Source organism: Allobrachymonas wangyanguii (assembly GCF_045055315.1).
Taxonomy (GTDB): Bacteria; Pseudomonadota; Gammaproteobacteria; order Burkholderiales; family Burkholderiaceae_C; genus Brachymonas; species Brachymonas wangyanguii.
The window spans coordinates 70,275-96,059 of sequence record NZ_CP173677.1; the positions used below are offsets into that span (position 1 = coordinate 70,275).

8 protein-coding genes, 1 pseudogene and 1 other annotated feature are annotated in these 25,785 nt (G+C 64.3%); all 9 genes and pseudogenes read left to right on the forward strand.

Annotation, left to right across the window (positions count from 1 at the left end; translation table 11 throughout):
- Window positions 1–7 precede the first annotated feature (7 nt).
- Window positions 8–4,612: a YhdP family protein gene (locus ACI3EV_RS00335; RefSeq protein WP_405197999.1), complete on the forward strand. Its 4,605-nt coding sequence runs from the start codon at window positions 8–10 to the stop codon at window positions 4,610–4,612.
- 116 nt (window positions 4,613–4,728) lie between these two features.
- The gene (locus tag ACI3EV_RS00340) at window positions 4,729–5,895 is read left to right on the forward strand and encodes a murein transglycosylase A (protein ID WP_405198000.1); all 1,167 of its coding nucleotides are present in this window, start codon (window positions 4,729–4,731) and stop codon (window positions 5,893–5,895) included.
- 157 nt (window positions 5,896–6,052) lie between these two features.
- Complete coding sequence (locus ACI3EV_RS00345) at window positions 6,053–9,652, forward strand: indolepyruvate ferredoxin oxidoreductase family protein (RefSeq protein WP_337691716.1); 3,600 nt, start codon at window positions 6,053–6,055, stop codon at window positions 9,650–9,652.
- 176 nt (window positions 9,653–9,828) lie between these two features.
- Window positions 9,829–12,147, forward strand: a complete 2,319-nt coding sequence (locus ACI3EV_RS00350) for an NADP-dependent malic enzyme (RefSeq protein ID WP_329769794.1) — start codon at window positions 9,829–9,831, stop codon at window positions 12,145–12,147.
- Window positions 12,148–12,338: 191 nt separating this feature from the next.
- Window positions 12,339–12,866 (forward strand): ribonuclease domain-containing protein, encoded by a 528-nt coding sequence (locus ACI3EV_RS00355; RefSeq protein ID WP_337691714.1) that lies wholly within the window; start codon window positions 12,339–12,341, stop codon window positions 12,864–12,866.
- Between the two features lie 33 nt (window positions 12,867–12,899).
- A pseudogene (locus ACI3EV_RS00360) lies at window positions 12,900–13,328 on the forward strand (barstar family protein); the annotation flags it as partial.
- Between the two features lie 377 nt (window positions 13,329–13,705).
- The gene (gene gyrB / locus ACI3EV_RS00365; protein WP_337691712.1) at window positions 13,706–16,279 is read left to right on the forward strand and encodes a DNA topoisomerase (ATP-hydrolyzing) subunit B; all 2,574 of its coding nucleotides are present in this window, start codon (window positions 13,706–13,708) and stop codon (window positions 16,277–16,279) included.
- Between the two features lie 3,722 nt (window positions 16,280–20,001).
- Window positions 20,002–21,236 (forward strand): IS3 family transposase gene (locus ACI3EV_RS00370; protein WP_323030487.1). Its coding sequence is split into 2 segments (ribosomal slippage): window positions 20,002–20,290 and window positions 20,290–21,236, totalling 1,236 coding nucleotides; the frame shifts between segments, so codons are not numbered across the junction.
- Window positions 20,280–20,396, forward strand: a sequence feature (AL1L pseudoknot). (Overlaps the previous gene by 117 nt.)
- Window positions 21,237–21,449: 213 nt before the next feature.
- Entirely contained in the window at window positions 21,450–25,739 is a 4,290-nt protein-coding gene (locus ACI3EV_RS00375) for a helicase-related protein (protein WP_337692129.1), read from the forward strand.
- Window positions 25,740–25,785: the final 46 nt, after the last annotated feature.

A 25,785-nucleotide genomic window follows, 5' to 3' on the forward strand; every position in this document is an offset into this window, starting at 1 on the left:
CCTAGACATGCAGGAAACCTCGGCCACACCTCCCAGCACACCACCTCTCCGACCCTGGCTGTCGCGGCTGCGACGCGGCCTGGGGGTGCTGCTGGTACTGGTACTCAGCCTGATCGGGCTGCTGGCACTGGTCCTGCATCTCGTCATTTTGCCGCGAATCGATTCCTTCCGTCCGGCACTGGAGAATCTGGCCAGCCGCACGCTGGGCACCCCGCTCGAAATCGGCCAGCTGCACGTGACCGAACGCGGCTGGAACCCGACCATCGCCATGGACAACATCGTGCTGCGCGATGGCCAGGGCGCCGAAGGCCTGCACATCGCGCGCCTGAGCGCCACCGTCTCGCTGCCAGCCACGCTGCGGCTCGGCTTCGAGCAGCTGCAGGTGGAACAGCCACGGCTGCACATGCGCAAGCGCGCTGACGGCGTGATCGAGGCCGCCGGTATCGAGCTGGCACAGGGCAAGTCGGGCGATTCCGGCCCAGCGCTCAACTGGCTGCTGTCCCAGCCGCATATCGCCATCCGCAACGGCAGCCTGCACTGGAGCGATGCCCAGCGCGAGGTGCCCCCGCTGCTGATGACCGATATCAGCGCCAGCTTGAAAAACAGCGGCCGCCAGCACGAGCTGCAGCTGCAGGCAACGCCGCCCGCCGGCTGGGGCCAGCCGATCCAGTTCGTCAGCGACTGGACCCACCCGCTGTTCGGCGACCGCACTGTCTGGCGCGACTGGAGCGGTGTGGCCTATGCCGACCTGGCCGAGCTGGACCTGTCCGAACTGCGCCGCTACACCAGCCTGGGCCGCGGCATCGACCTGCGCCGCGGCAAGGGCCGCATGCGCGTCTGGGCCGACTTCAAGCAGATGCGCAGCAGCACCGCCACCATCGAGGCCAATCTGAACGAGGTCGACCTGCGGCTCGGGAAAGACCTGCCGCCGCTGGTGCTGAAGGACATGCAGAGCATGTTCAGCGTGCAGTTTGCCGCCGCCGACAACAACGAAACCTACACACTGGCCACGCAGCAGCTGGATTTCACCACGCTCAGCGGCCACCGCTGGAACGGCGGCAATGTGCGTGTGGAGCTGCACAACGGCACCGACAGTGCCAGCAGCCGCGGCCATGTCGAGGGGGACAACTGGGATCTGGGCATCATCGGCGAACTGGCCGGCAGTCTGCCGCTGGGCGATGCCGCGCTCGATGCGCTCTATACCTTCCAGCCGCGCGGCCACATGGAAACGCTCACGCTCGACTGGCAGGGCCAGCTGGACCAGCCAAGCAGCTTTGCCGCCATCGGCAAGGCTCGGGACATTGGCTGGCAGTCGCAGCAGGGACCGTATAACGCACAGCGCCGGCGCTACGAACCGGGCACGCCCGGCGTGGATGGCGCCGACGTGGACTTTGCCCTGACCGAACGCGGTGGCCGCATGGCGATCGACATGAGCCAGGGCCATGTGACCCTGCCCGGCGTGTTCGAGGAGCCGCGCATCGCCTTCGACACCTTCAACGCCGAAGTGCTGTGGCAGATCAAGGACGGCGTGATCCGCGCCACCCTGCCCAATGTGCGCTTTGCCAATGCCGATGCCCGCGGTCGGCTGTCCGCCACCTGGCGCACCAACCCGCTGAAAGAGGGCGAGCCGGCATCGGAACGCTTCCCCGGCATCATCCAGCTCGATGCGCGCATGGAGCGCGCCAACGCCGCGCGCGTGCACCGCTACCTGCCGATGTCGCTGGGCGTGCAGGCGCGCCAGTACGTGCGCGATGCGGTGCAGGCCGGCGAGATCCGCAACGCACGCGTGCAGATCGAGGGCGATCTGGCGCACCTGCCGTCCGGCAAGGACGATGCCGGCCGCCAGCTGCCGGGCAAGTTCCGCTTTGACGTGCCGCTCTACAACGCGCGCTACCAGTTCGTGCCGCGCAGCCTGCAGCATGGCGACGAGCTGCCCTGGCCGGCGCTGACCGACCTGAAGGGCAAGCTGATCATCGACCGCAACATGCTGCAGATCGTCGACGCCACCGCCAGCTTCAGCACCGCGCCCGATCTGCGTGTGCGTGAGATTGCCGCCACGATTCCCGACCTGGCCTCGCACAACCTGACCGTGGGCGTGGCCGCCAGCGCCACCGGCCCACTGTCGCAGGCGCTGCACCTGGCCAACACCTCGCCGCTGGGCGAGATCGCTGGCAATGCGCTGCAGCAGGCCACCGCTACCGGCGGCACCGATCTCTCGCTGGCACTCGGCATTCCGGTGCACCAGATCCGCAACATCAAGGTCGATGGCCAGGTCACGCTCAAGGGCAACGATGTGCGCATCACGCCGACCACGCCGCTGCTGGCCGGCAGCACCGGCGTCGTGGCCTTTACCGACAAGGGCTTCGAACTGCGCCAGGTGCGCACCGGGCTGCTGGGCGGCCAGGCAACGCTGGCGGGCGGCATGGATCCGAAACGCCAGCCCGGCCAGCCGCGCCAGATCGTGTTCAACGCCGTGGGCGACATCACCGCCGCCGGCCTGCGTGAAGCGAAGGAGCTGGGCTTTGTCTCGGCGCTGGGTGCCTCAATGGAAGGCCGCAGCGCCTACCGCGCGCGCCTGCAGTTCGATCGTGGCGCGCCTGAGCTGACCATCGACAGCGACCTGGTCGGCATGGCGGTGAACCTGCCGGCACCGCTGGGCAAGAGCGCCGGCGAGAGCCTGCCGCTGCACTACGAGAACACCATCGTGCGCAACTACCAGGACCAGCAGCGCGGCCAGCTGATGCCGGCCGAGGACCAGCTGCTGGTGCGCATCGGCAACCGGCTGTCGGTGCATTACGTGCGCGATGTGCGTGGCCACACGCCACGCGTGCTGCGCGGCAGTATCGCCGCCGGCGCGCTGGCACACGAGAACCTGCCGCCGCTGCCCGAAAACGATGTGCACGCGCTGATCCTGCTCGATGACGTGAATGCCGACGACTGGATCGCCGTGCTGAATCGCATCTCGGCCAGCGAGCCTACCGCCACCAGTGCGGCGGGCGACGGCGAAGCCAGCCTGAACTACCTGCCCAGCGTGATGGCGATCCAGACCTCCTCGCTGACGGTGGCGAATCGCCGCTTCGACAATCTGGTGCTGGGTGGCACGCGCCATGGCCGCCTGTGGCAGGTGACGCTGGATGCACGCCAGATCAACGGCTACGTGGAATACCTGCAGCCGCTCAACGGCCAGGGGGCCGGCAGCGTCAAGGCCCGCCTGGCGCGCGCCATCATCGAGCCGGCCATCGTGCAGGATGTGCGTGACCTGGTGGCGCGCACCGAAGACCCGGAAACCCTGCCGGCGCTCGATATCGAGGCGGAACAGGTCGATGTGCTCGGCTACAAGTTCGACCGCGTCACCCTGCTGGCTGGCAATGCCAGTACGCCGATGGTGGCCGGGGCACCGCTGGTGGACCAGCCGGAAGACCATGGCGAAGGCTGGCGCATCCACCAGCTGACGGCCCGCATGCCGCATGGCCACCTGCTCGGCAGCGGCCTGTGGGGCCAGCCGCGTCAGGCCACGCGCGCAGACGGCAGTGCCGCACGCCGCTTTGTCTCGCTCAACGTGCGCCTGGAAACCGACAACCTGGGCGGCATGCTGACCCACTTCGGCCATCCCGGCCTGGTCGAGGACGGTGCCGGTGCGCTGGCCGGCACGGTGCGCTGGCGCGGTTCGCCGATCTCGATCGACATGGACACGCTGGGCGGCAACGTGCGGCTGGACCTGCGCCGCGGCAGCATCACGCCGATCGACGTGGACGCGCTGCGCATCGTCAACCTGTTCAGCCTGCAGGGCCTGTCGCGCCTGGGCGAGCAGCAGGGCAAGGGCTTCGGCTTTGACCGCATCGGCGGCACGCTGCGGCTGCAGAACGGCATCGCCCATACCGATGACACCGAGGTCATCGGCACCACGCTGGCCAACGTCAAGGTGAACGGCCAGATCTCGCTGGTGGCGCAGACGCTGGCGCTGGACGTGCTGGTGCAGCCCAAGATCGACCTCGGCGGTGCCGCGCTGGTGGCTGCCGCGGTCAACCCGGTGATCGGCGTCGGCAGCTTTATCGCCCAGTGGCTGCTGAGCAAGTCGATCAACGATGCCGCCACCCAGGTGCTCTACGTCGGCGGTCCGTGGAACGCGCCGGAGGTGACGCGCCTGCAAGGCTCGGCCGCGCACCAGACCGCGCTGCAGATCCTCGCCAGCCACGCCACGCCGCGCCCGGTGGACCGGCTCTGGGACTGGTGGCCGATCACCGGCCGTGACACCCTGCTGCGTGACTGGTGGCCGATCACCCAGGGCCGCGGCGTCGGCCAGCCCTGGCTGCGCCAGGAGCAGCCTGACAGCTTCGACAGCGACGATGAGGGCGGAACCAGCCCCGCCGCAGCACCTGCCGCCTCTGCCGCCTCTGCCGCTTCTGCCGCTTCTGCCGCTTCTGCCGCTTCTGCCGCTTCTGCCGCTTCTGCCGCTTCTGCCGCTTCTGCCGCTTCTGCCGCTTCTGCCGCTTCTGCCGCTTCTGCCGCTTCTGCCGCTTCTGCCGCTTCTGCCGCCAGGGCGATGCTGCCGGCATCGGCTGCATCTGCAGCTGGGGTGTTGCCGCAAGCCGCTGCCAGCGCCATGCCCTGAGCCGCCCGGAACATTTGCACACGAATTGTGCAGCGCTGCGCTCCGGCAGCCCGCTGCAGGGCAGGCACAATGTGTTGCGACTCTTTCCATTTCCCTCATGCCCGGCATTCCTGACCATGCCGATGCCGGGTGCCAGCCTGTTGACTTCAAAGCCCATGCAGACGATCTCACCCGCTCTCCCCCGTACCCTTCCACGCTGGACCACGCTGGCCGGCGTTGCCAGCGTCGTGGCCGCAGCCCTGCTCGCCGGCTGCGGCACCAAGCCGACCGCACCCCCGACCGACACCATCACCGGCCAGGTCATCACCCAGCCCAAGAGCCGCTGGGTGCCGGTGACCTGGTCCAGCCTGCCCGGCTTCAACCAGGATCGCGTTGGCGAAGCCTGGAGCGCCTGGATGCAGAGCTGCCAGAAGCCCGGCCCGGTGTTTGCCGCCACCTGCCGCGAAGCCGCCGGCATGGCGCGCGCCAGCGACCAGGACAAGCGCAACTGGATGATGCAGCGCCTGCAGCCCTACCAGGTACAGGCGCACAGCGGCCAGGCCGACGGCCTGCTGACCAGCTATTACGAACCGGTGATGCAGGCCAGCCGCGTGCCCACCGCCAGCCACCGCGTGCCGCTGTACGGCGTGCCGGCCGGTGGCGCGCCCAAGTCGCCCTGGTTCACGCGCCAGCAGATCGATATCCTGCCCGCCGCACAGGCTGCACTGCGTGGCCGCGAAATCGTCTGGATGGCCGACCCGATTGATGCCATGGTGCTGCACGTGCAGGGCTCCGGCCGCATGCAGGTGCGTGAGCGCGACGGCCGCGTGCGCGACGTGCGCCTGGCCTTTGCTGGCACCAACAACCAGACTTTCCGCAGCCCCTCGGCCTGGATCAGCTCGCAGGGCGGCCGTGGCGGCAGCTGGGACAATGTACGCGCCTGGGCGGCACAGAACCCGGGCCGCACCCAGGCCATGCTGTGGAGCAACCCGCGCTACGTGTTCTTCCGTGAAGAGGCGATCCCCGATGCCAACACCGGCCCGCGCGGTGCCCAGGGCGTGCCGCTGACGCCGGGCCGCTCGATTGCGGTAGACCGTGACAGCATCCCCTACGGCACGCCAGTCTGGCTCTCCACCAGCGGACCGACCGCGCAGCTCAACCGCATGGTGCTGGCACAGGACACCGGCAATGCAATCCGCGGTGCCGTGCGTGCCGACTACTTTGCCGGCTGGTCGCCCGAAGCCGCCACGCTGGCGCACGCCATGAAGCAGCCGCTGCGCCTGTGGGTGCTGTGGCCGCGCTGAGCCGCTGTCAGCAGCTGTAACTCGGTACTATCCCTGACGGCGGCGCGCCTGCGCGCCGCCTAAACTGCCTCTAGCGCCTGCGCTGCCACAAGCAGCGGCAGGCCTGTCCCCTGGTCCGGAACCACCCTTTCCGCACCACCGAACAAGCGAGGCACCCATGAACGCACCGACCCATTTTCCCGTCTCCGGCCTGGCACGGCCCGATGCCACCCTGGACGACAAGTACACGCTGCCGCAAGGCGAAGCCTTCATGAGCGGCGTGCAGGCCCTGGTCCGGCTTCCCATGCTGCAACAGCAGCGCGACCTGGCCGCCGGCAAGCGCACCGCCGGCTTCATCAGCGGCTATCGCGGCTCTCCACTCGGCGGCTATGACCAGATGCTCTGGCAGGCGCAATCCAGCCTCAAGCAGCACGACATCGTGTTCCAGCCCGGCGTCAACGAGGAGCTCGCCGCCACCGCCGTCTGGGGCAGCCAGCAGCTGGCCTTTGCCCCGCAACAGCAGCAGCGCTTTGATGGCGTATTCGGCATCTGGTACGGCAAGGGCCCCGGCGTCGATCGCAGCGTGGACGTGTTCAAGCACGCCAACATGGCTGGCACCAGCCCCTGGGGCGGCGTGATTGCCGTCGCCGGCGATGACCACATCGCCAAGAGCTCCACTGCCGCGCACCAGAGCGACCACATCCTCAAGGCCTGCGGCATGCCGGTGTTCTTCCCGGCCAGCGTGCAGGAGATTCTCGATTTCGGCATCCATGCCTATGCCATGAGCCGCTTTGCCGGCGTCTGGACCGGCATGAAGACGATCCAGGAAGTGGTCGAATCCAGCGCCACCGTGCAGATCGATCCGAACCGCGTGCACACGCGGCTGCCGCACTACGCCATGCCGCCCGGCGGCGTACATATCCGCTGGCCCGATACCGCGCTCGAGCAGGAAGCACGCCTGCTGCAACACAAGCTCTACGCCGCGCTCGCCTACATCCGCGCCAACCAGCTCAACCACACCGTCATCAGCGGTGCGCAGGACCGTTTCGGCATCATCGCCAGTGGCAAGGCCTACAACGACATGCGCCAGGCACTGCTCGACCTGGGGCTGGACGAGGCCACCTGCCAGCGCATCGGCGTGCGCGTGCACAAGGTCGGCGTGGTCTGGCCGCTGGAAGCCACACTCACGCGCGAGTTCGCCGTTGGCCTGGACGAGATCCTGGTGGTGGAAGAAAAGCGCCAGATGATCGAATACCAGCTCAAGGAAGAGCTATACAACTGGCGCGAGGACGTGCGCCCGACCGTGCTCGGCAAGTTCGACGAGGTACCGGGCGATTGCAGCGGCGGCGAATGGAGCCTGTGCGATCCGGCCGGCCACCAGCTGCTGCGCGCCCATGCCGACCTGAACCCGGCGCTGATCGCGCGCGCCATCGCGCGCCGCCTGTCGCAGCTCGGCGTGCCGGCCGACGTGCAGGCGCGCATGGACGCCCACCTCACGATCCTGGACGCGCAGGAACGCGCCCAGCAGGCGATCACGCTCAAGGCCGATCGCGTGCCCTGGTTCTGCTCCGGCTGCCCGCACAACACCAGCACCCGCGTGCCGGAAGGCTCGCGTGCCATGGCCGGCATCGGCTGCCACTACATGACGCTGTGGATGGACCGCGCGACCTGCGGCTTTACCCAGATGGGCGGCGAGGGCGTACCCTGGGTCGGTCAGGCGCCGTTCACCGACGAACCGCACATCTTCACCAATCTCGGCGACGGCACCTATTTCCACAGCGGCCTGCTCGCCATCCGCCAGAGCATCGCCGCCGGCGTCAACATCACCTACAAGATCCTCTACAACGATGCCGTCGCCATGACCGGCGGCCAGCGCGTCGGCGAACGGCCCGAAGGCCACAGCGTGCTGCAGATTGCCGCCAGCGTGATCGCCGAAGGGGCCAGCAAGCTGGTCGTGGTCAGCGACGATCCCGACAAGTACCAGGGTGCGGCACTGCCACCTGGCACCGAGGTCTTCCACCGCGACCGCCTGGACGAGGTGCAGCAGCAGCTGCGTGCCACGCGCGGCACCACGGTGCTGATCTACGACCAGACCTGCGCCACCGAAAAGCGCCGGCGCCGCAAGCGTGGCCTGCTGGAAGATCCAGCCAAGCGCATCGTCATCAACGAGGCGGTCTGTGAAGGCTGCGGCGACTGCAGCGTGCAGAGCAACTGCCTGAGCGTGGAACCTCTGGAAACCGAATTCGGCCGCAAGCGCCAGATCAACCAGAGCAGCTGCAACAAGGACTATTCCTGCCTCAAGGGCTTCTGCCCGAGCTTCGTCACGGTCGAGGGCGGCCGCCTGCGCCAGCCCGGTACGTCATCGCAGCTGCCGGCACTGGACAGCCTGCCGGCGCTTCCCCTGCCGCAGCTGCCGCCACTGGCAGCCGGCCAGGTCTGGGGCACGGTAGTCGCCGGCGTCGGTGGTACCGGCGTCATCACCATCGGCCAGATCCTCGGCATGGCGGCGCATCTGGAAGGCAAGGGCATCGTCACGCAGGATGCCGCCGGCCTGGCGCAAAAGGGCGGTGCCACCTGGAGCCATGTGCTGATCGGTGCCACGCAGGACGATATCCAGACCACGCGCGTCAGCCTGGCTGCCGCCGATCTGGTGCTCGGTTGTGATCCGCTGGTCACGCTGCATGCCGAAACCACCTCGCGCCTGCGCCACGACCGCAGCCGTGTCGCGCTCAACAGCAGCGCCCCGCCGACTGCCGCCTTTGTCCACAACCGCGACTGGCAAAACCCGGCACAGCAATGCGCCAGCGTGCTCGCCGGCCTGCTCGATGCAGGCCATCTGGCCAGTTTTGATGCCGAAGCCATGGCACGCGAACTGCTCGGCGACACGATTTACGTCAACCCGATGGTGCTCGGCTTTGCCTGGCAAAAAGGCTGGATCCCGCTCAGCGAGGCCGCGCTGCTGCGCGCCATGGAACTCAACGGCGTGCAGGTGGACAAAAACCAGCAGGCCTTTGTCTGGGGTCGCCACGCCGCGCACGATGCAGCCCGCGTGCAACAGCTGCTCAAGCCGGCACAGGTGATCACGCTGCACCGCCCGCCCTCGCTGCAGCAGCTGCTGGAACGCCGCGTGCAGTTCCTGACCGATTACCAGGATGCCGCCTATGCGCGCCAGTACCAACAGCTGGTACAGCGCGTCGCCGAAGCCGAAGCCGCACTGCCTGCCGTCAACGGCAAGCCGCCGACCCGGCTGGCGCAGGCGGTGGCGCACAACCTGTTCAAGCTGATGGCCTACAAGGACGAATACGAAGTCGCGCGCCTGTTCAGCAACGGCGACTTCGAAAAGAAGATCGCCGCCATGTTCGAAGGCGACTACACGCTGCGCTACCACCTGGCACCTCCCAGCCTGGGCAGCGCACAGGATCAGGCCGATGCTCGCAAGCGCAGCTACGGCCCCGGCATGCTGCGCGTGTTCCGCCTGCTGGCGAAGCTGAAAAAGCTGCGCGGCAGCATGCTTGATCCCTTCGGCCGCCACCCGGAGCGCGTCACCGAACGCGCCCTGATCACCGAGTACCGCCAGCTGGTCGAACAGCTGCTGACGCGCCTCACGCCAGAGAACCACGCGCTGCTGGTCGAGATCGCGCAGGTACCCGACAGCATCCGCGGCTACGGCCATGTCAAGGCGCGCAACCTGGCCGCCGCACGCACGCGCTGGCAACAGCTGCTGGCCGAGCTCGACGGCGGCGACACGCCCGCCGCTCCCCTGTCCCGGGCTGCCTGATACCGCCTGCCAGCAGTGTCAAACCGCCATCGTCCATGTCGCACTTCCCTGTGCGACATGGGTCGTGGTGCCTGTTAGCGGTCGCGCTTGCCCCTACAATGGGACGTTCCGCCCATAACCCCAAAACAGCCGGTCTGCGGCGTGATCCGCTGCCAGGCCCCAGCACGAGTTCCGCCATGACCACTTCCTCCAAGCAGAGCACCAGCAACGCCGCGTTCCGCCAGACCGCACTCGATTACCACGAGTTTCCGCAGCCCGGCAAGATCAGCGTCGAGTCCACCAAGAAGGTGGTAAACCAAGCCGATCTGGCACTGGCCTACTCGCCCGGCGTCGCTGCTCCCTGCGAGGAAATCGTCAAGGACCCGGCTGCCGCCTTCCGCTACACCGCTCGCGGCAACCTGGTCGGCGTGGTCACCAACGGCACTGCCGTGCTCGGCCTGGGCGATATCGGCCCGCTGGCCGGCAAGCCGGTGATGGAAGGCAAGGGCGTGCTGTTCAAGAAGTTCGCCGGCATCGACGTGTTCGACATCGAGATCAACGAAAAGGATCCGGACAAGCTGGTCGAAATCATCGCCGCGCTCGAACCCACCTTCGGCGGCATCAACCTCGAAGACATCAAGGCGCCCGACTGCTTCTACGTCGAGCGCAAGCTGCGTGAACGCCTGAACATCCCGGTGTTCCACGACGACCAGCACGGCACCGCCATCGTGGTGGGCGCGGCCTTCCTGAACGGCCTGGAAGTGGTCGGCAAGAAGATCGACGAGGTCAAGGTCGTCACCTCCGGCGCCGGTGCCGCAGCGCTGGCCTGCATCAACCTGCTGGTCAAGCTCGGCGTGCCGCGCCAGAACATCTGGGTCACCGACATCCACGGCCTGGTCTACCAGGGCCGCACCGAACTGATGGACGAAGACAAGGCCCAGTTCGCCCAGGACAGCGCGCTGCGCACGCTGGGCGAGGTGATCGAGGGTGCCGACATGTTCCTCGGCCTGTCCGCCGGCGGCGTGCTCAAGCCCGAGATGGTCGCCAGGATGGCCGCCAAGCCGCTGATCTTCGCGCTGGCCAACCCGACGCCCGAAATCACGCCAGAAGAAGTCCAGTCCGTGCGCGATGACGCCATCATGGCCACCGGCCGCACCGACTACCCGAACCAGGTCAACAACGTGCTGTGCTTCCCCTACATCTTCCGGGGCGCTCTGGACTGCGGTGCCAGCACCATCACCACCGAGATGGAAATCGCCGCCGTACGCGCCATCGCCGACCTGGCCCGCGCCGAGCAGTCCGAGGTGGTAGCCGCCGCCTACATCGGCCATAACCTGAGCTTCGGCCCCGAATACCTGATTCCCAAGCCCTTCGATCCGCGCCTGATGCTGATGATCGCCCCGGCCGTGGCCGAAGCCGCCATGGACGCCGGCGTGGCGCTGCGCCCGATCGAGGACATGGACGCCTACAAGGACAAGCTGCAGGCCTTCATGTACGCCTCCGGCGGCATCATGAAGCCGATCTTCGACACCGCCCGCATGGCCGAGCGCAAGCGCGTGGTCTACGCCGAGGGCGAGGAAGAGCGCGTGCTGCGCGCGGTACAGATCGTAGTCGATGAAAACCTGGCCAAGCCGATCCTGGTCGGCCGCCCGGCCATCATCGCCAAGCGCATCCAGCGCTACGGCCTGCGCCTGACCGAAGGCGTCGATTACGAAGTGGTCAACGTCGAGAACGACCCGCGCTACACCGAATTCTGGCAGGCCTACCACGCCATGGCCGAGCGCAAGGGCGTCAGCCAGGCGATGGCCAAGATCGAGATGCGCCGCCGCCTGTCGCTGATCGGCGCCATGATGGTACACAAGGGCTATGCCGACGGCATGGTCTGCGGCACCTGGGGCAGCCATTCGCTGCACCTGCACTATGTGGACCAGGTGCTGGGCAAGGCGCCCGGTGCCAAGACCTATGCCGCCATGAACGCGCTGCTGCTGCCGCACCACCAGGTGTTCATCGTCGATACCCACGTCAACTACGACCCGACCGCCGAGCAGATTGCCGAGTTCACCATCATGGCCGCACTCGACATGAAGCGCTTCGGCATCGAGCCGAATGCCGCGCTGCTGAGCCACTCCAACTTCGGCTCCTCCAACCAGCCCAGCGCCGTCAAGATGCGCGAGGCACTGGCGCTGATCCAGGAACATGCGCCCTGGCTGCCGATCGACGGCGAGCTGCACGGTGACGTGGCACTCGATGCCAGCCTGCGCAAGCACATGCTGCCGAGCTGCGTGCTGCAGGGCAGCGCCAACCTGCTGGTGATGCCCAACCTGGACGCGGCCAACATCTCCTACAACCTGCTGAAGTCGGCCGCTGGCGGCGGCATCGCGATTGGCCCGGTGCTGCTGGGTACCAGCAAGCCGGTGCACATCCTGACGCCCAGCGCCACCGTGCGCCGCATCATCAACATGACGGCTATCACCGTGGCCGAAGCCAACTCGACCACGCCGCGCGCCATGGAATAAGCCGCTGCCGGGGGCTGTTTGCTGCCCTGCAGCACAGCCCTTAGCACATCGTTGGCACAAATGCCAGCCGGCATGCAACACCATAGCAGGGCGGCGAACATCTATTGATTTTTGCAGAGGCATGGGGCAAACTTGCGCCTCATCAACTTTGTTAATCACTTGGATTGACAAAATGTTGTCCCTGCATTTGTATGACTGTCTTTTCGTCCCTGACCGCCATTGCCAGCCAGCCCTGCAGCACCCCTGTTGCTGGCCGCAGCTTCCCCGGCGGACACTCCCCCTCGCGCAAGCTGCTCGCCGCCCTCCTGTTGGGCGTCGCTGCGCTGGCCGGCTGCAGCCAGGGACAACCGACCGCCAGCAAGGTAGCCCCCCCGGTAGCCACCGCACCCGCGTCCTTTGCCCCCGCGCAGCCACAGGCCGACAGCCGCATCCCGGCGATGCCGCTGCAGCAACTGCCGCGCCAGGGCCAGGCCACCTATGCCCTGATCCTGCAGGGCGGCCCGTTTCCGTTCAGCAAGGACGGCAGCACCTTCTTCAACCGCGAACAGCTGCTGCCGCAGCACCCGCGTGGCTACTACCGTGAATACACCGTGGCACATCCCAAGGCGCGCAATCGCGGTGCCAAACGCATCGTTTGCGGCGGCCAGCAGCCGCGCCAGCCGGATGCCTGCTACTACACCAGTGACCACTACGCGAGCTACCACCGCATAGTGCCCTAACCAACCAGGATGTGGCTGCGCCAAGCAGCCGCAATGACGACCGTGAGCATCGAGATTTCCACTTCCGACCACCCCCTGCGCAATGTCCGTACCAACCTGGTGCAATCGATCCGTGCCTTCCACGTGGAAGAGCTGCAGAATGCCGCTACCCAGCTGGGCCACCATTTCCTGTACGCCAACCTGTCGCAGGCACAGACGCGCCAGGACGTGATCGACATGCTGTGTGAACAGTTCATGGTCACACCGGCACCCAGCACCAAGAATTTCGATGCCGTGTACGGCAGCATCACCGACCCGCTGCACAAGTCCGGCCCGCAACCCGGCTTCATCGTGGTGGTCGAGCAGATCCCGACCAGCGCCCGCTTCGACAAGGAGCTGCGCGAGCTGCTGCTGGACGTGTTCCGTGACGCCGCCGACTACTGGGGCGACCGCAAGGTGGCGTTCCGCTGCTTCTATTCCTTCTCGGTAGCGCGCGCCGCCCAGCCGGGCGAAGCCTACCGCCAGATCGCCGCCAGCGTGGGTGAAGAAGCGCAGGAAGAGGTCGAGGAAGAAAAGATGCCGACCGACAAGATCATGGACGTGTCGCCGCTGGCGCTGCGCATGAGCAGCCCGTTCAACGCCAGCTACTGGCTGGCCGCGGTCAACGACAGCGACACGCTGGCCACCGCCTGAAGCCGGGCGGCACACGCCGCTTGCGCCCCCTGCACAAGACCACCCGCGCGGTGGTCTTGGCGTTTCTGGCAGCCCCTGCCACGGCTGCCGGAAAAACCTGCCGCAATGCCCATGCCGGCACCTGCCGGAAGCAGGCAAACCCGCGTCATTTCTGCGAAAATGGAGGGATGAGCGAATCGCAAGCAACCCCCAACAGCACTCCCCCTCAATCTGACGGCTACGGCGAAGGCGCGATCCAGATCCTCGAAGGTCTGGAAGCCGTGCGCAAGCGCCCCGGCATGTACATCGGTGATACCAGCGACGGCACCGGCCTGCACCATCTGGTGTTCGAGGTGGTGGACAACTCCATCGACGAGGCGCTGGCGGGCCATTGTGACGATATCGTGGTCACCATCCACGCCGACAACTCGATTTCCGTGTCCGACAACGGCCGTGGCATTCCCACCGGCGTCAAGATGGACGACAAGCACGAGCCCAAGCGCTCTGCTGCCGAGATCGCGCTGACCGAGCTGCACGCCGGCGGCAAGTTCAACCAGAACAGCTACAAGGTCTCGGGCGGCCTGCACGGCGTGGGCGTGAGCTGCGTCAACGCGCTGTCCAGCAAGCTGCGCCTGACGGTGCGCCGCGACGGCCAGGTACACAGCCTGATGTTCTCGCGCGGCCTGGTGCAGGATCGCCTGATCGAGGTGGTCGACGGTGCCGAGGTCTCCCCGATGCGCATTACCGGCGAGACCGACAAGCGCGGCACCCATGTACATTTCCTGCCCGACACCGAGATCTTCAAGGAAAACAACGAGTTCCACTACGAGATCCTGAGCAAGCGCTTGCGTGAGCTGAGCTTCCTGAACAACGGCGTGCGTATCCGCCTGAAGGACGAGCGCAGCGGCAAGGAAGACGACTTCTCTGGTGCCGGCGGCGTCAAGGGCTTTGTCGAGTTCATCAACGGCAGCAAGAAGGTGCTGCACCCCACCACCTTCCACGCCGTGGGTTCGCGCCCGGCCGACAGCTACGGCGGCATTCCCGGCACCGAGATCGGTGTCGAAGTCGCCATGCAGTGGAACGAAAGCTATAACGAGCAGGTGATCTGCTTTACCAACAACATCCCGCAGCGTGACGGCGGCACCCACCTGACCGGCCTGCGCGCCGCCATGACGCGCGTGATCGGCAAGTACATTGCCGACAACGAACTGGCCAAGAAGGCCAAGGTCGATGTCAGCGGCGACGACATGCGCGAGGGCCTGTGCTGCGTGCTGTCGGTCAAGGTGCCGGAGCCCAAGTTCAGCTCGCAGACCAAGGACAAGCTGGTGTCCAGCGAGGTGCGCGCGCCGGTAGAGGATATCGTCGCCAAGTCGCTGACCGATTACCTGGAAGAGAACCCGAACGACGCCAAGATCCTGTGCGGCAAGATCGTCGAGGCGGCGCGTGCACGTGAAGCAGCGCGCAAGGCTCGCGAGATGACGCGCCGCAAGGGCGTGCTGGACGGCTTTGGCCTGCCCGGCAAGCTGGCTGACTGCCAGGAGAAGGATCCGGCGCAGTGCGAAATCTATATCGTGGAGGGCGACTCCGCCGGTGGCTCGGCCAAGCAGGGCCGTGACCGCAAGTTCCAGGCGATCCTGCCGCTGCGCGGCAAGATCCTGAACGTGGAAAAGGCGCGCTACGAGAAGCTGCTGACCAGCAACGAGATCGTGACGCTGATCACCGCGCTCGGCACCGGCATCGGCAAGGCGGCCGAAGACGGCCACGGCAAGAGCAGCAGCGACGATTTCAATATCGACAAGCTGCGCTACCACCGCATCATCATCATGACCGACGCGGACGTGGACGGTGCGCACATCCGCACGCTGCTGCTGACCTTCTTCTACCGCCAGATGCCGGAGCTGGTCGAGCGCGGCCACATCTACATTGCACAGCCGCCGCTGTACAAGGTGCGCCACGGCAAGCAGGAGCAGTACCTGAAGGATGGCAACGCGCTCAACGCCTACCTGAGCCAGGTGGCACTGGAAGGTGCCCGCATTGATCCGGGCGATGGCCGCCCGGTGCTGGAAGGCGATACGCTGCGCACCCTGGCACAGCGCTTCGTACAGGCCAGCAGCGTGATCGAACGCCTGTCCGGCCACATGGACGAGCAGGCGCTGCGCACCCTGGCCGGCTTTGGCCCGGGCGACGGCGTGCATCTGAATCTGGACACGGCAGATAGCGCCGAGGCCAGCGCTCAGGCGCTGCAGCAGGCCATGGAACTGGCCGGCAGCACGGCACGCGTGACGCACGGCTTTGATGCCGTGAACGACACGCACTACCTGCGCATTGCGCGCATGCACCATGGCAACGAGCGCGCCAGCATCCTGTCTCCCGAGTTCGTGCATGGCGCCGATTACGCCGCGCTGCAAACCGCCAGCGACACCTTCAAGGGCCTGCTGGGCGAAGGTGCCAGCGTCACGCGCGGTGAAGGCGAACGCGCCAAGAGCCAGATCGTGGGCGATTTCCAGGACGCCATGTCCTGGCTGATGCAGCAGGCCGAAAACGCCGTTGGCCGCCAGCGCTACAAGGGCCTGGGCGAGATGAACCCCGAGCAGCTGTGGGAAACCACCATGGACCCGGCCGTGCGTCGCCTGCTGCGCGTGCAGATCGACGATGCGATCGAGGCGGATCGGGTGTTTACCATGCTGATGGGGGATGAGGTGGAGCCGCGTCGCGACTTTATTGAGACGAATGCGCTTAGGGCGGCGAATTTGGATGTGTAACCTGTAGTGTCGGGTGACACGATTAGTGAAAACTGTGCCAATACTTGCTGAGGACAGCTCTCGATGCTCGCTGGAAAATTCACGAACGGTGTCTCATGGGCGGGAATTTTTCAAGAATGGTGGCACAAGCTTTGGAACTCGCGTCATGAAAATCGAAAAACTCTTTTAAAATCAATAATTTACTTTTCATGATTGGCGTCATCCGACATGTAGGTCCGACATCGACATAGTCGGACAAGAAAACAAACGCCCAGGGAGTGCCATGTTCGAACAGCATGAAGAACGAATCCGGGAACTCATCAAGAGGGCGAACGCCCCAGTTCTCGGATTACTTGGAGGACTCATTCCCGCTTCCACTCGAGCGGAAATACAGGCGGACCTTCAGATGTCGCCCAGCGCGAAGGCTTTCTCACAGCGACTTGATAGGTTCCCTGCGCTCTTCGGTGTCTGGCTGGCGGAGCACGTCATGAAAGGCATTGGGTCTTCAGGTCATTTCGACGTGTACCCGCATGTGCAGAAGGCTCTGGGGGGCGTGGAAGATTTGTCCACACCGGAACGCGAGTTGCTGTGGCGCGCCTTCCGTCGCGCCATGTTCAAACTTGGCATCCAGCCTCTCCCTCGGACCTACGGCAACCACTACATGATTGACGAGTACGCCCGTCAAGCGGGTGTGCCACTGGCGTTTGCGGACGACCTGGCCATGCGCATGCTGCAATTGGCCAAGCGCATCGGACTCCCGGATGAGGAGGACCAGGAAGGTCTCCTTACGTGGCAGTCTACGCTGCTCAATCGCCTCCAGCCACCATTCAGCGCGACTGCCCGCAAGGCTGTCGAGCGCGACGAGCAAGCTTACTACACCCGGTCATTTCTTCGGGTCCACGGCAACCATGGTGTGCCGTCACCTGGGGATTCATTGGAGGAAGCTCTCGCCAAGGCCTTTGCCAACGAGGGCATCTCCATTGGCATCAAGCGAGCGGCGATTCCACAGCTCCTTTACAGGGACGGTGTGCTGGGCATCTTCTTCCCTGCGATAGGCAATGAGGCGACCTTCGAAATGGTCTGCGGAGGGCGAACCGTCGCAGTTCGAACTGGAGAAGAGGCAAGCTTCCGGACGCTTCCGTCCGACTTGCCCGCCGAGGTGCAGGTGCTCGGGCGAGAGGGCGAGCGTCTGCTGAACGCGAAGCTCTGGCCTGACCGAGCCTCGAATCGTCTGCTCATCTTCAACGAGGCAGGCCGCCTTCGCGCCGCAGCACAGTTAGGACAGGCAGAGCCGGTCGAGCTCCCGCCCGGCGAGTACGTGGTTCTGTGCCGCTTCTCCCCGACAAACATCGATGATTGGGAGGAGGTCAGCGACACACCTCATCTGGTCGAGGTGCTCGTCACCTTGCGCCCAGGCGCAGAGGCGGTGATAGCCAACGGACCCGCGAGAGTGCTGTTCGCCGGACAGAGCCTCCCATCGTTTCGCGTAGATGGAAAGTCAAAGGTGGGTCTTGAAAGAGTCGAATTTTTCTACGGTGCACTCGACGCCGTCGTAGAGATTCCTCAAGACTGGCGTCAGGCTGGCCAACAGGCCTACGAAATGCGCATGTCCACGGGGAGCCTCACTCGGAGCATTCCTCTTGCGATTTGTGAAGACGGCACCGGATCGGTTCGATTGGACCAACTCCTGGCGGAGGGTCATGTGCCGCCTAACATGTTGCGGCTGGTCGTCGAGCTCGCTCGAGTAGGCGATGTGCGGACGTTGCAACGTCAGTCACTGCTCTACTGGCATGGACTTCAGGCCGTCAGCTACGGACTCAAGTTCAGCTATTTGGCGCGGCCTGCCAACCTTCTGCAGGCCGCCTGCAGCGGCTTGAAGTTCGGTCCAAATGGTGCGGAGGCCTCGAATGATGTCAGCAGGGTTCTACGTGTGGGCTTCGACTTGGGAGCAGGCCGGCTCGTGCACTTCAGCTGGAATCGTCCGGGCGTATTCGTCGAGGTTGAGGTTCGTGGGAAAGACGGTGGGTCAACTGTGGCTTCCAGGCCTCTTGGTGCGACGGAGACAGTGTCACTAACAATGCAGAAGTCCATCATCGTCAGCGCTTCGGAGCCCGGCTACATCTCCTTGGGATCGTGGAAGCAGTTTGTCGATTTCGGTCATCGCCCGAGCAAGATGTTTTCAGCAGCTTTCCTCGCCAGTCGTCTCGAGCCTGGGGTTCGCACATTGACCTACGAAACCGAAGGAGGCGGGGCATCAGCGGCGCTTTTGGTTTTGTCGCAGCCACACGTTGCTAGTGCCATCTCGACCTCCAAGCTGGCGAACGTCTTCGAAATTCGGGTCACGGTACAGGGCGAGCCCACGGAGGTTGCCATTAACGGCAAGGAGTTGGGTAGCGGCCGCGAGGCTCGTGCCGAGCATGAACTGCTGGCGGGCATCTGGCACACCAACGACTTGGCGCGCATGCAGGTCTACAGCGAGGCAAACGGGTCTGCCCACGTCATCTCTGTTCTGGTCGACGTGACGACCCTCCCGCCCGGCGTCTGGACGCTGGGTTTCGGTGCGCGCATCGGCGAGCTGTGGGGCCGGCTTGAGGGCTCGGACGAGGGACGCATTACCATAGCCTTCGCTGTTGATGTCGTCGGCAAAGAGGTACCCGGAGGCGAGGTTGTGAAGGCTGCCGCGGCTCTGGACGAGCGGGATGCAGTCGTGCGGCTTGGTCGGCTCAATGACCATTTTCGAAGCTACTGGTCGCCGGTTTGCTGGGAGCAGCAGAGCTGGCTGGGCCAGTATTGGAGTGCACTGCTCGACCGATTCAAGAATCGTGAGTCAGAGTTCGTATCGGAACTGATGGACATGGCAATGGCCAGGCCTGCGGACGACGTTCGCCAGGGATTTCAACCCAAGCAGTCTGTTGGGGCGTTGCTGCCTAGGTTGTTTTGTCTGCCCCGGGCGAAATACCGGAAGGTCCACAGCAAGCCCCACCCCCTGTCAGTAGCGCTGCGCGCAATGCCAGAGCTCAGGGGCTCCATCGTTGGCTCCTTCGGCTCGACTCTGCATCAGACTGTTGCGCTGGCCTTCTCGAACGTGAGGGAAATGCAACAGGGGCTGCGCCCGAAGGGCTTTGCATTGGCAGGGTATCGCCAGGCACTCGGCATGACCCAACTCGAAGCTGCGACCCGTTTGGACGATGAACACTTCATGCCTGGGCCGGGCGAACTGCTAGGGCCAATGCACTTAGCACATGCATGGCTTGACCTGGAGCGGGGCTATGCCACGAGTGCTGCGATGCCGACAGCGCGGAAGTCACTCGGGATTGCTCTGTCGCGGCTTCTCCTGCAGAAGTTCTCAGTGTTCAACGACTCGACCCCGAAAGGCTTGCAGGGCCAACAGGTAGTTCTCCAACTCAAGGCGTTTCACCCGGAAGATGCAGACGAAGCCGAGCAGCAGCGACAGGAGACATTGCTGCAGATAGCCAATGCCTGCAGTTGGCTGGCTTGGTACTGCCGCCTGGAATCCCGGTACGAGGGCTCGCTCGCTCACTTCTTTGAACACCTCAGCGTCCTGCGTCGACTCATCGAACTCCAGGCGAACGGCGTGAGCGATTGCGTCGCGTACTACTTGAACGTTGCTCCTGCGATGTTTGCCTACTACCTGCTGCTGTGGGAATTGGTGCAGACCGTTGAGCTTGACACTGAACCGCCCCGGGTTTGGAGGAGGCCCCAACTCTTGAGAAGATGGAGCCATGAACAAGTCCAACAAGTTTTCCCCGGAAGTGCGCGAGCGCGCTGTGCGCATGGTGCAGGAGCATCGAGCCGAGTACCCTTCGTTGTGGGCAGCTATCGAATCGATTGCGCCGAAGATTGGCTGTGTGCCGCAAACCCTGCACGATTGGGTCAAGAGAGCCGAGATCGACGCTGGCCTGCGTGCGGGTACCACGACCTCGGATGCGCGACGCATCAAGGAACTGGAGCGCGAAGTCAAGGAGCTGCGCCGTGCCAATGAGATCCTCAAAACTGCCAGTGCGTTTTTCGCGCAGGCGGAGCTCGACCGCCAGCTCAGGAAGTGAAGGCCTATATCGACCGCCACCGCGATGACTACGGGGTCGAGCCCATCTGCCGGGTGCTGCAGATGGCCCCGTCGTGTTACTGGCGCCATGCGGCCCGGCAACGCAACCCGCAACTGCGCAGCGCACGTGCCCAGCATGACGACCATTTGAAAGCCGACATCCAGCGCGTGTGGCATGCCAACTGGCAGGTCTATGGCGCCGACAAGGTCTGGCTGCAGATGAACCGCGAGGGCATCCGGGTGGCGCGGTGCACAGTCGAGCGGCTGATGCGTACCATGGGCTTGCAAGGGGCACGCAGAGGCAAGACGATGCGCACCACCACGCCGGACACATCAGTGCCGTGCCCGCTGGACCATGTCAACCGGCTGTTTAAGGCCAGCCGGCCCAACGAGCTGTGGGTGTCGGACTTCACGTACGTCAGCACCTGGCAGGGCTGGCTGTACGTGGCCTTCGTGGTGGATGTGTACGCCCGGCGCATCGTGGGCTGGCGTGTCAGCCGCAGCATGCACACGGACTTTGTGCTCGATGCGCTGGAACAGGCCCTGTATGAGCGCCAGCCAGCAGCGCATGCCTTGACGCACCACAGCGACAGGGGCAGCCAGTACGTCAGCATCCGTTACACCGAGCGGCTGGGCCTGGCAGGTATCCAGCCATCAGTGGGAAGCAAAGGCGACAGCTACGACAACGCGCTGGCCGAGACCATCAACGGGCTATACAAGGCCGAACTGATTCATCGCCGGGGCCCCTGGAAGACCAGGGAAGCCGTGGAACTGGCGACCCTGCAATGGGTGCACTGGTTCAACCACGTCCGACTGCTCACGCCGATCGGGGGTATCCCGCCGGCAGAAGCTGAGGCAAACTACTGGAGGCAACTTGCCGACAGCAACACCTTGGCAGAGGTGTCCACTTAAACCAACCAGCCTCCTCGAAACCCGGGGCGGTTCACTGCGAACAATGAGGGTTGGGCGCGTGTTCGGGTCGGCCGGAGCTACTCAGACGAGGAGGGTCACTACTTCCCCGTCTTGACCTGTCGCAAGTGCGGTCAGCCCTTCCTGGAAGGGTGGAAGAATGGGAGGCACATTCATACGCGACGCCCGGACTCATCCGAGGCGAATGCAGAGCGTATGGTTTTCTGGCTCGGGATGCCCATTGGTGGAACGGAAGATGAGGAAGACGAGGTAGAAGGTCGTGAGGAGGGCGACACCGCCATCTCCGAGCGAGTCTTTGTCGAGCTCAAGACTGGCGAGATTGTCGCATCAGACGAAGCTGTGCCGCTGTATCCGGTTCGAACGGAGAAAGACGACCTTGAACGGGCGCTCTACGTAAAGCGATGTCCTGCCTGCGGTGGCCGTTCGACAGGCGCCGATGCCGAGGTTGTCACGCGCATGCATCCTGGTAACGAGGCACTAGGCGCGGTGGTGACGCAGCGTGTGCTTGAAGCGCTGCCAGCGGGTCTCATCGACAACTCAGACCCGCGTCCATCTTTTGGGCGAAGCCTCCTCACGTTCTCCGACAACCGTCAGGACGCGGCGTTCTTCGCGCCATACTTCGAGCGGACGTCTTCCAACCTCGCATTGCGCGCGGCTGTTCGACAGGTCCTTGCAGAAGCAAGCACACCGATAACCTTTCCTCAGCTTGCGGAGCGGGTCTACGACCTCTGGCGACGCGATGGTGGGCAACCGTTGCTGCTCAACGAAGCCGGCGATATTTGCACTGACAAGCAAGAGATCGCGCAACTGTTACAAGGCGCACTTGGATACGAGTTCTGCACGCCAAGCGGGCGACGCAATTCCCTGGAAAGCCTTGGCGTCGCCTACGTTACCTACGACGATGCGCGCCTGAAGCTGCTGTACCAGAAGGTCAAGCAACATTGGCCGCAGGACCTGGCGAACGACCCTGAGACCATCGGGGCACTGTGCCACTTCCTCCTGGAGACCATTAGGCGCGAGCGCGCGCTCGCTCAGTTGCACGACGTGTCGATGAACGACAGTGCGGTCTGGGGTGACTACAACCAGCATCGAAGCTTTGACGTCGAGGCTGGCGATGATGGCGTTCGGTTCAAGTGGCTTCCGAGTCAGAAGACAAAGCGGCACAACCGTCGTTCTTGGTATCTGATTGAGCAGCTTGGCCTTCGGCGAGATGCCGCAGTCCTCTTCCTGCGCCACTTTTGGGAGGCCGTGATCCGACCCCCGACGACGCTCTTGAAGAGGTACCCGCCGGGCTTCGGTATGGACGGAAACCTCATCCGCATCAAGAGTGGGCTGAAGACGCCGGTCTACCAGTGTCCGAGCTGCGGGTTGTTTCAGCGTCACGTCGTCAAGGGGAAGTGCTCAGGCTTCGGGTGCCGCGGCGATGTGGTGCTCATTAGCGACGACGAGCGCATTCGCCTTCATCGCGAGAACCACTACTTAGCGTCCTACGAGGAAACGAACCATCTGACTCTGCGGGCACGGGAACATACGGCTTCGTTGTCTACGGAACTTCGCGAGGAGATTGAGCGCGAGTTCTCCGAGAGGCGACTGAACTTGCTGAGCTGCACCACGACCATGGAGATGGGCGTCGACCTCGGTGACCTGGAAGCAGTCGTCAATCTCAATGTCCCGCCGGGCATCGCCAACTACCAGCAACGTACCGGCCGAGCAGGCCGTCGCGCTCAGGCAGCTCCATTTTGCGTCACCGTGGCCCGAAACAGCAGCTATGACCAGGCGGTGTTTCGTGACTTTAAGTCTTACCTGGTGTCGTCGCCAGCCACACCATTCATCAATCTTGGGAACTCTGAATTGTTCCTTCGGCACCAGATTTCCGTGGTCCTATCGCACTTCCTGCGTCATGCGGTGTCGAAGCAAGACATCAACGCACCGTCGCTGAAGCACCTCTTCGGCGATGTCTTGAGCCCGGACGCCAAGGCAGCGTTCTTCGACAGGCTTCACGCCTGGGTCGAGAGCGAGGGTGGGAAGGCAGCATTCTCAGAGGCTGAGGTTCTTGGCGACCGCCTGCCCCCGGATTTGGCTACTTCTGTGGCCGCACGCGGCCCCTACCTGCGCATCGCCATCGTTGACCGCTTCCGCGAATTTGCCGAGGACGTTGCCGAGCGATGCGCAGCCTACATTGCACGCATGAAGGAGGCCGCAGACGCGAGTGAGTATGGGAAGGCGGACTACTGGAAGAAGCAGCGGGAGCAATACATGGACCAGTTCCTGGTTAACGAGCTGTCGCGCCGTGGGCTCATCCCAACGTATTCCTTCCCGGTGCATTCCTTGACTCTGGAGGTTCAAGACGGAAGTCGATTCAACAAGTTCCAGAGCCAGGCGGCGGTGGCACTGAGCCGGGACGCCAGCTACGGCATCAGCGAGTACGCTCCGGGCGCCGAGGTCGTCGCCAACGGCCGAATCTGGGAAAGCGCAGGCTTGGCCAAGTACCCGAAGGCGTTCATGCCAACACGTTGGTATGCGGCCTGCCCAGAGTGCTTCCATGTGGATGTCGGTGACACGCCGCAGGACCTGCCTGGCTCCTGCAGCAACTGTGGTTCTTCTTATGGTCGACGAAAGCGGATGTACATCGAGCCTAAAGGCTTCGTCACAAGTGCAGCAAACACAAAGGGCCGAGACCCTGGCTCCAGTCGCCGCAGGGTCAGACCAGCAGACGAAGCTAGGCTGATTGCGGCGCCTCGTGCAGACCAGTTTGAGGCGACGGAATTCCCCTTCCTTAACACGGCCCTGCTGCTGGCCAGAGGGTCTGAAGGAGGCGGTCTTCGGGGCAGCTTGTTCGTGGCCAACCGTGGCGCGCACGGGGAAGGCTACTACCGCTGCTCGCTTTGCAACTTCTGTGAGCCCTTCAAGAAAGCGAAGGCTGCCAAACAGGTAAAAGGCAAGGCCGGCACAGGTGCCGCTAGCAAGAAGTGGGTCCACCAGGACCCGGCCACTGGGCAGAAGTGTCAGAACGAGGTCCAATCCAGGATTGGTCTGGACTTCGCCCACATCTTCAACACCGACGTTCGGCTGCTTCGGTTCCTGGCGCCACTACCAGAGCCGGACGAAGCGGCGGTAAGTCTGCGGCCGTATCAAGAGCAGGTTGCGAGAACGGTTGCGGAGGCCTGTCGCCTAGGCGCTTCAGACCTGCTTCACCTACACCCAGGTGAGCTGCGCTCGACCTACCGGCTGTACAGCACCGCAGGCAGCATCGTTGAGGTGGTGCTCTACGACGGAGTTCCTGGCGGTGCTGGATACAGTGCTCGCCTAGGGCAGCCTCAGTTTAGCTTTCCAGCCTTGATGCAGGCAGCACGCCAGCGCCTAGAGTGTCCCGCATCTTGCGACTCTGCGTGCCGCTCCTGCCTGTGCGACTACAGCAATCAGCGCTACTGGGACAGTTTCCAGCGGCTTGACGCACTTGCGTGGCTTGAGAGCCTGCTTGAAGGCAAGGTTGGGGCAGACGGTCCAGGCAACTACGTGCCCTGGACCAAACCCAGTTTGGCAGGACTGAGCGAACGGCTTGCGCCCTACGCCTCGGTCACGGTTGTTGCGCCCTCCCTAACCAGCGTTGAGGGGTACAGCGAAGCTGACCTCAATCAGGTGCTCTCTTGGCTCCAGGCGGGCAAGAAGGTCAAGCTCTATGTCGCCAACGACCCCGAGCGAGAACCCACCGAGTACTCGGTGCTGATGCTCTACCGGCACCTGTACCCTTGGGTTGCGGAAGGCAAGCTCACCGTTCTTCAACTGCCGAGCCTGGGACGGTCAGCCGTTGACTTGCCGCGGGTCTTTGCGACACTGGACGATGGTGCTCCGCTCGTCAAACAGGCCTTTCCTGTCCAAGCGGTGTTCCAGGGCCTTGTGAACGCTCCGGCATTGCTTGGCGCGGCGGATTCTGCCGTACGGGAAAAATTGGAGGGCGCGCTCAAAGGTGCCACTGAACTCCCGATCGACCTGTTCGCCGAAGGGCCCAGCATGTCGATGTGGGAGCTCGATGTTGGTCAACAGCGGGACTTGGTTGACATCTTCCGCGATGTGGCAGGACTTCACATCAAGCGCCTGACCATCCGAGACCCTTACTGTGGGACGCGGGCAAATCAGCTGCGCGTTCAGGACTTGCTTCAGTTCCTGAAGGCTCACGGGGCTGCACTTGACTCGGTACATGTGTATTGCTCGGAGGTCCGAGACCGAAACGGAGATGTGGAGCATCGCTTTGATGTAGCGCGAAGACTCGAGGTCATGATGACCCGACTGGAAATAACGAGCTCGGAGGCATTTGTCAAAGAGCTAGGCCGCAACCGAGCCTTTCATGACCGCGAACTCAGCTTCGACTGCGCGGATGCTTCGGGTTGCGATGTCACCCATCGCTACTTCCTGACAGGCGGCATCGACTACCTACTGGACGACCGAAGTGATACGAAGGTCTTCCATTCGCGAATCGCTCGATGAGGGAGTAGCAGAGAACAGCTTCCAATCCCTTGCGCTCCGGCAAGCT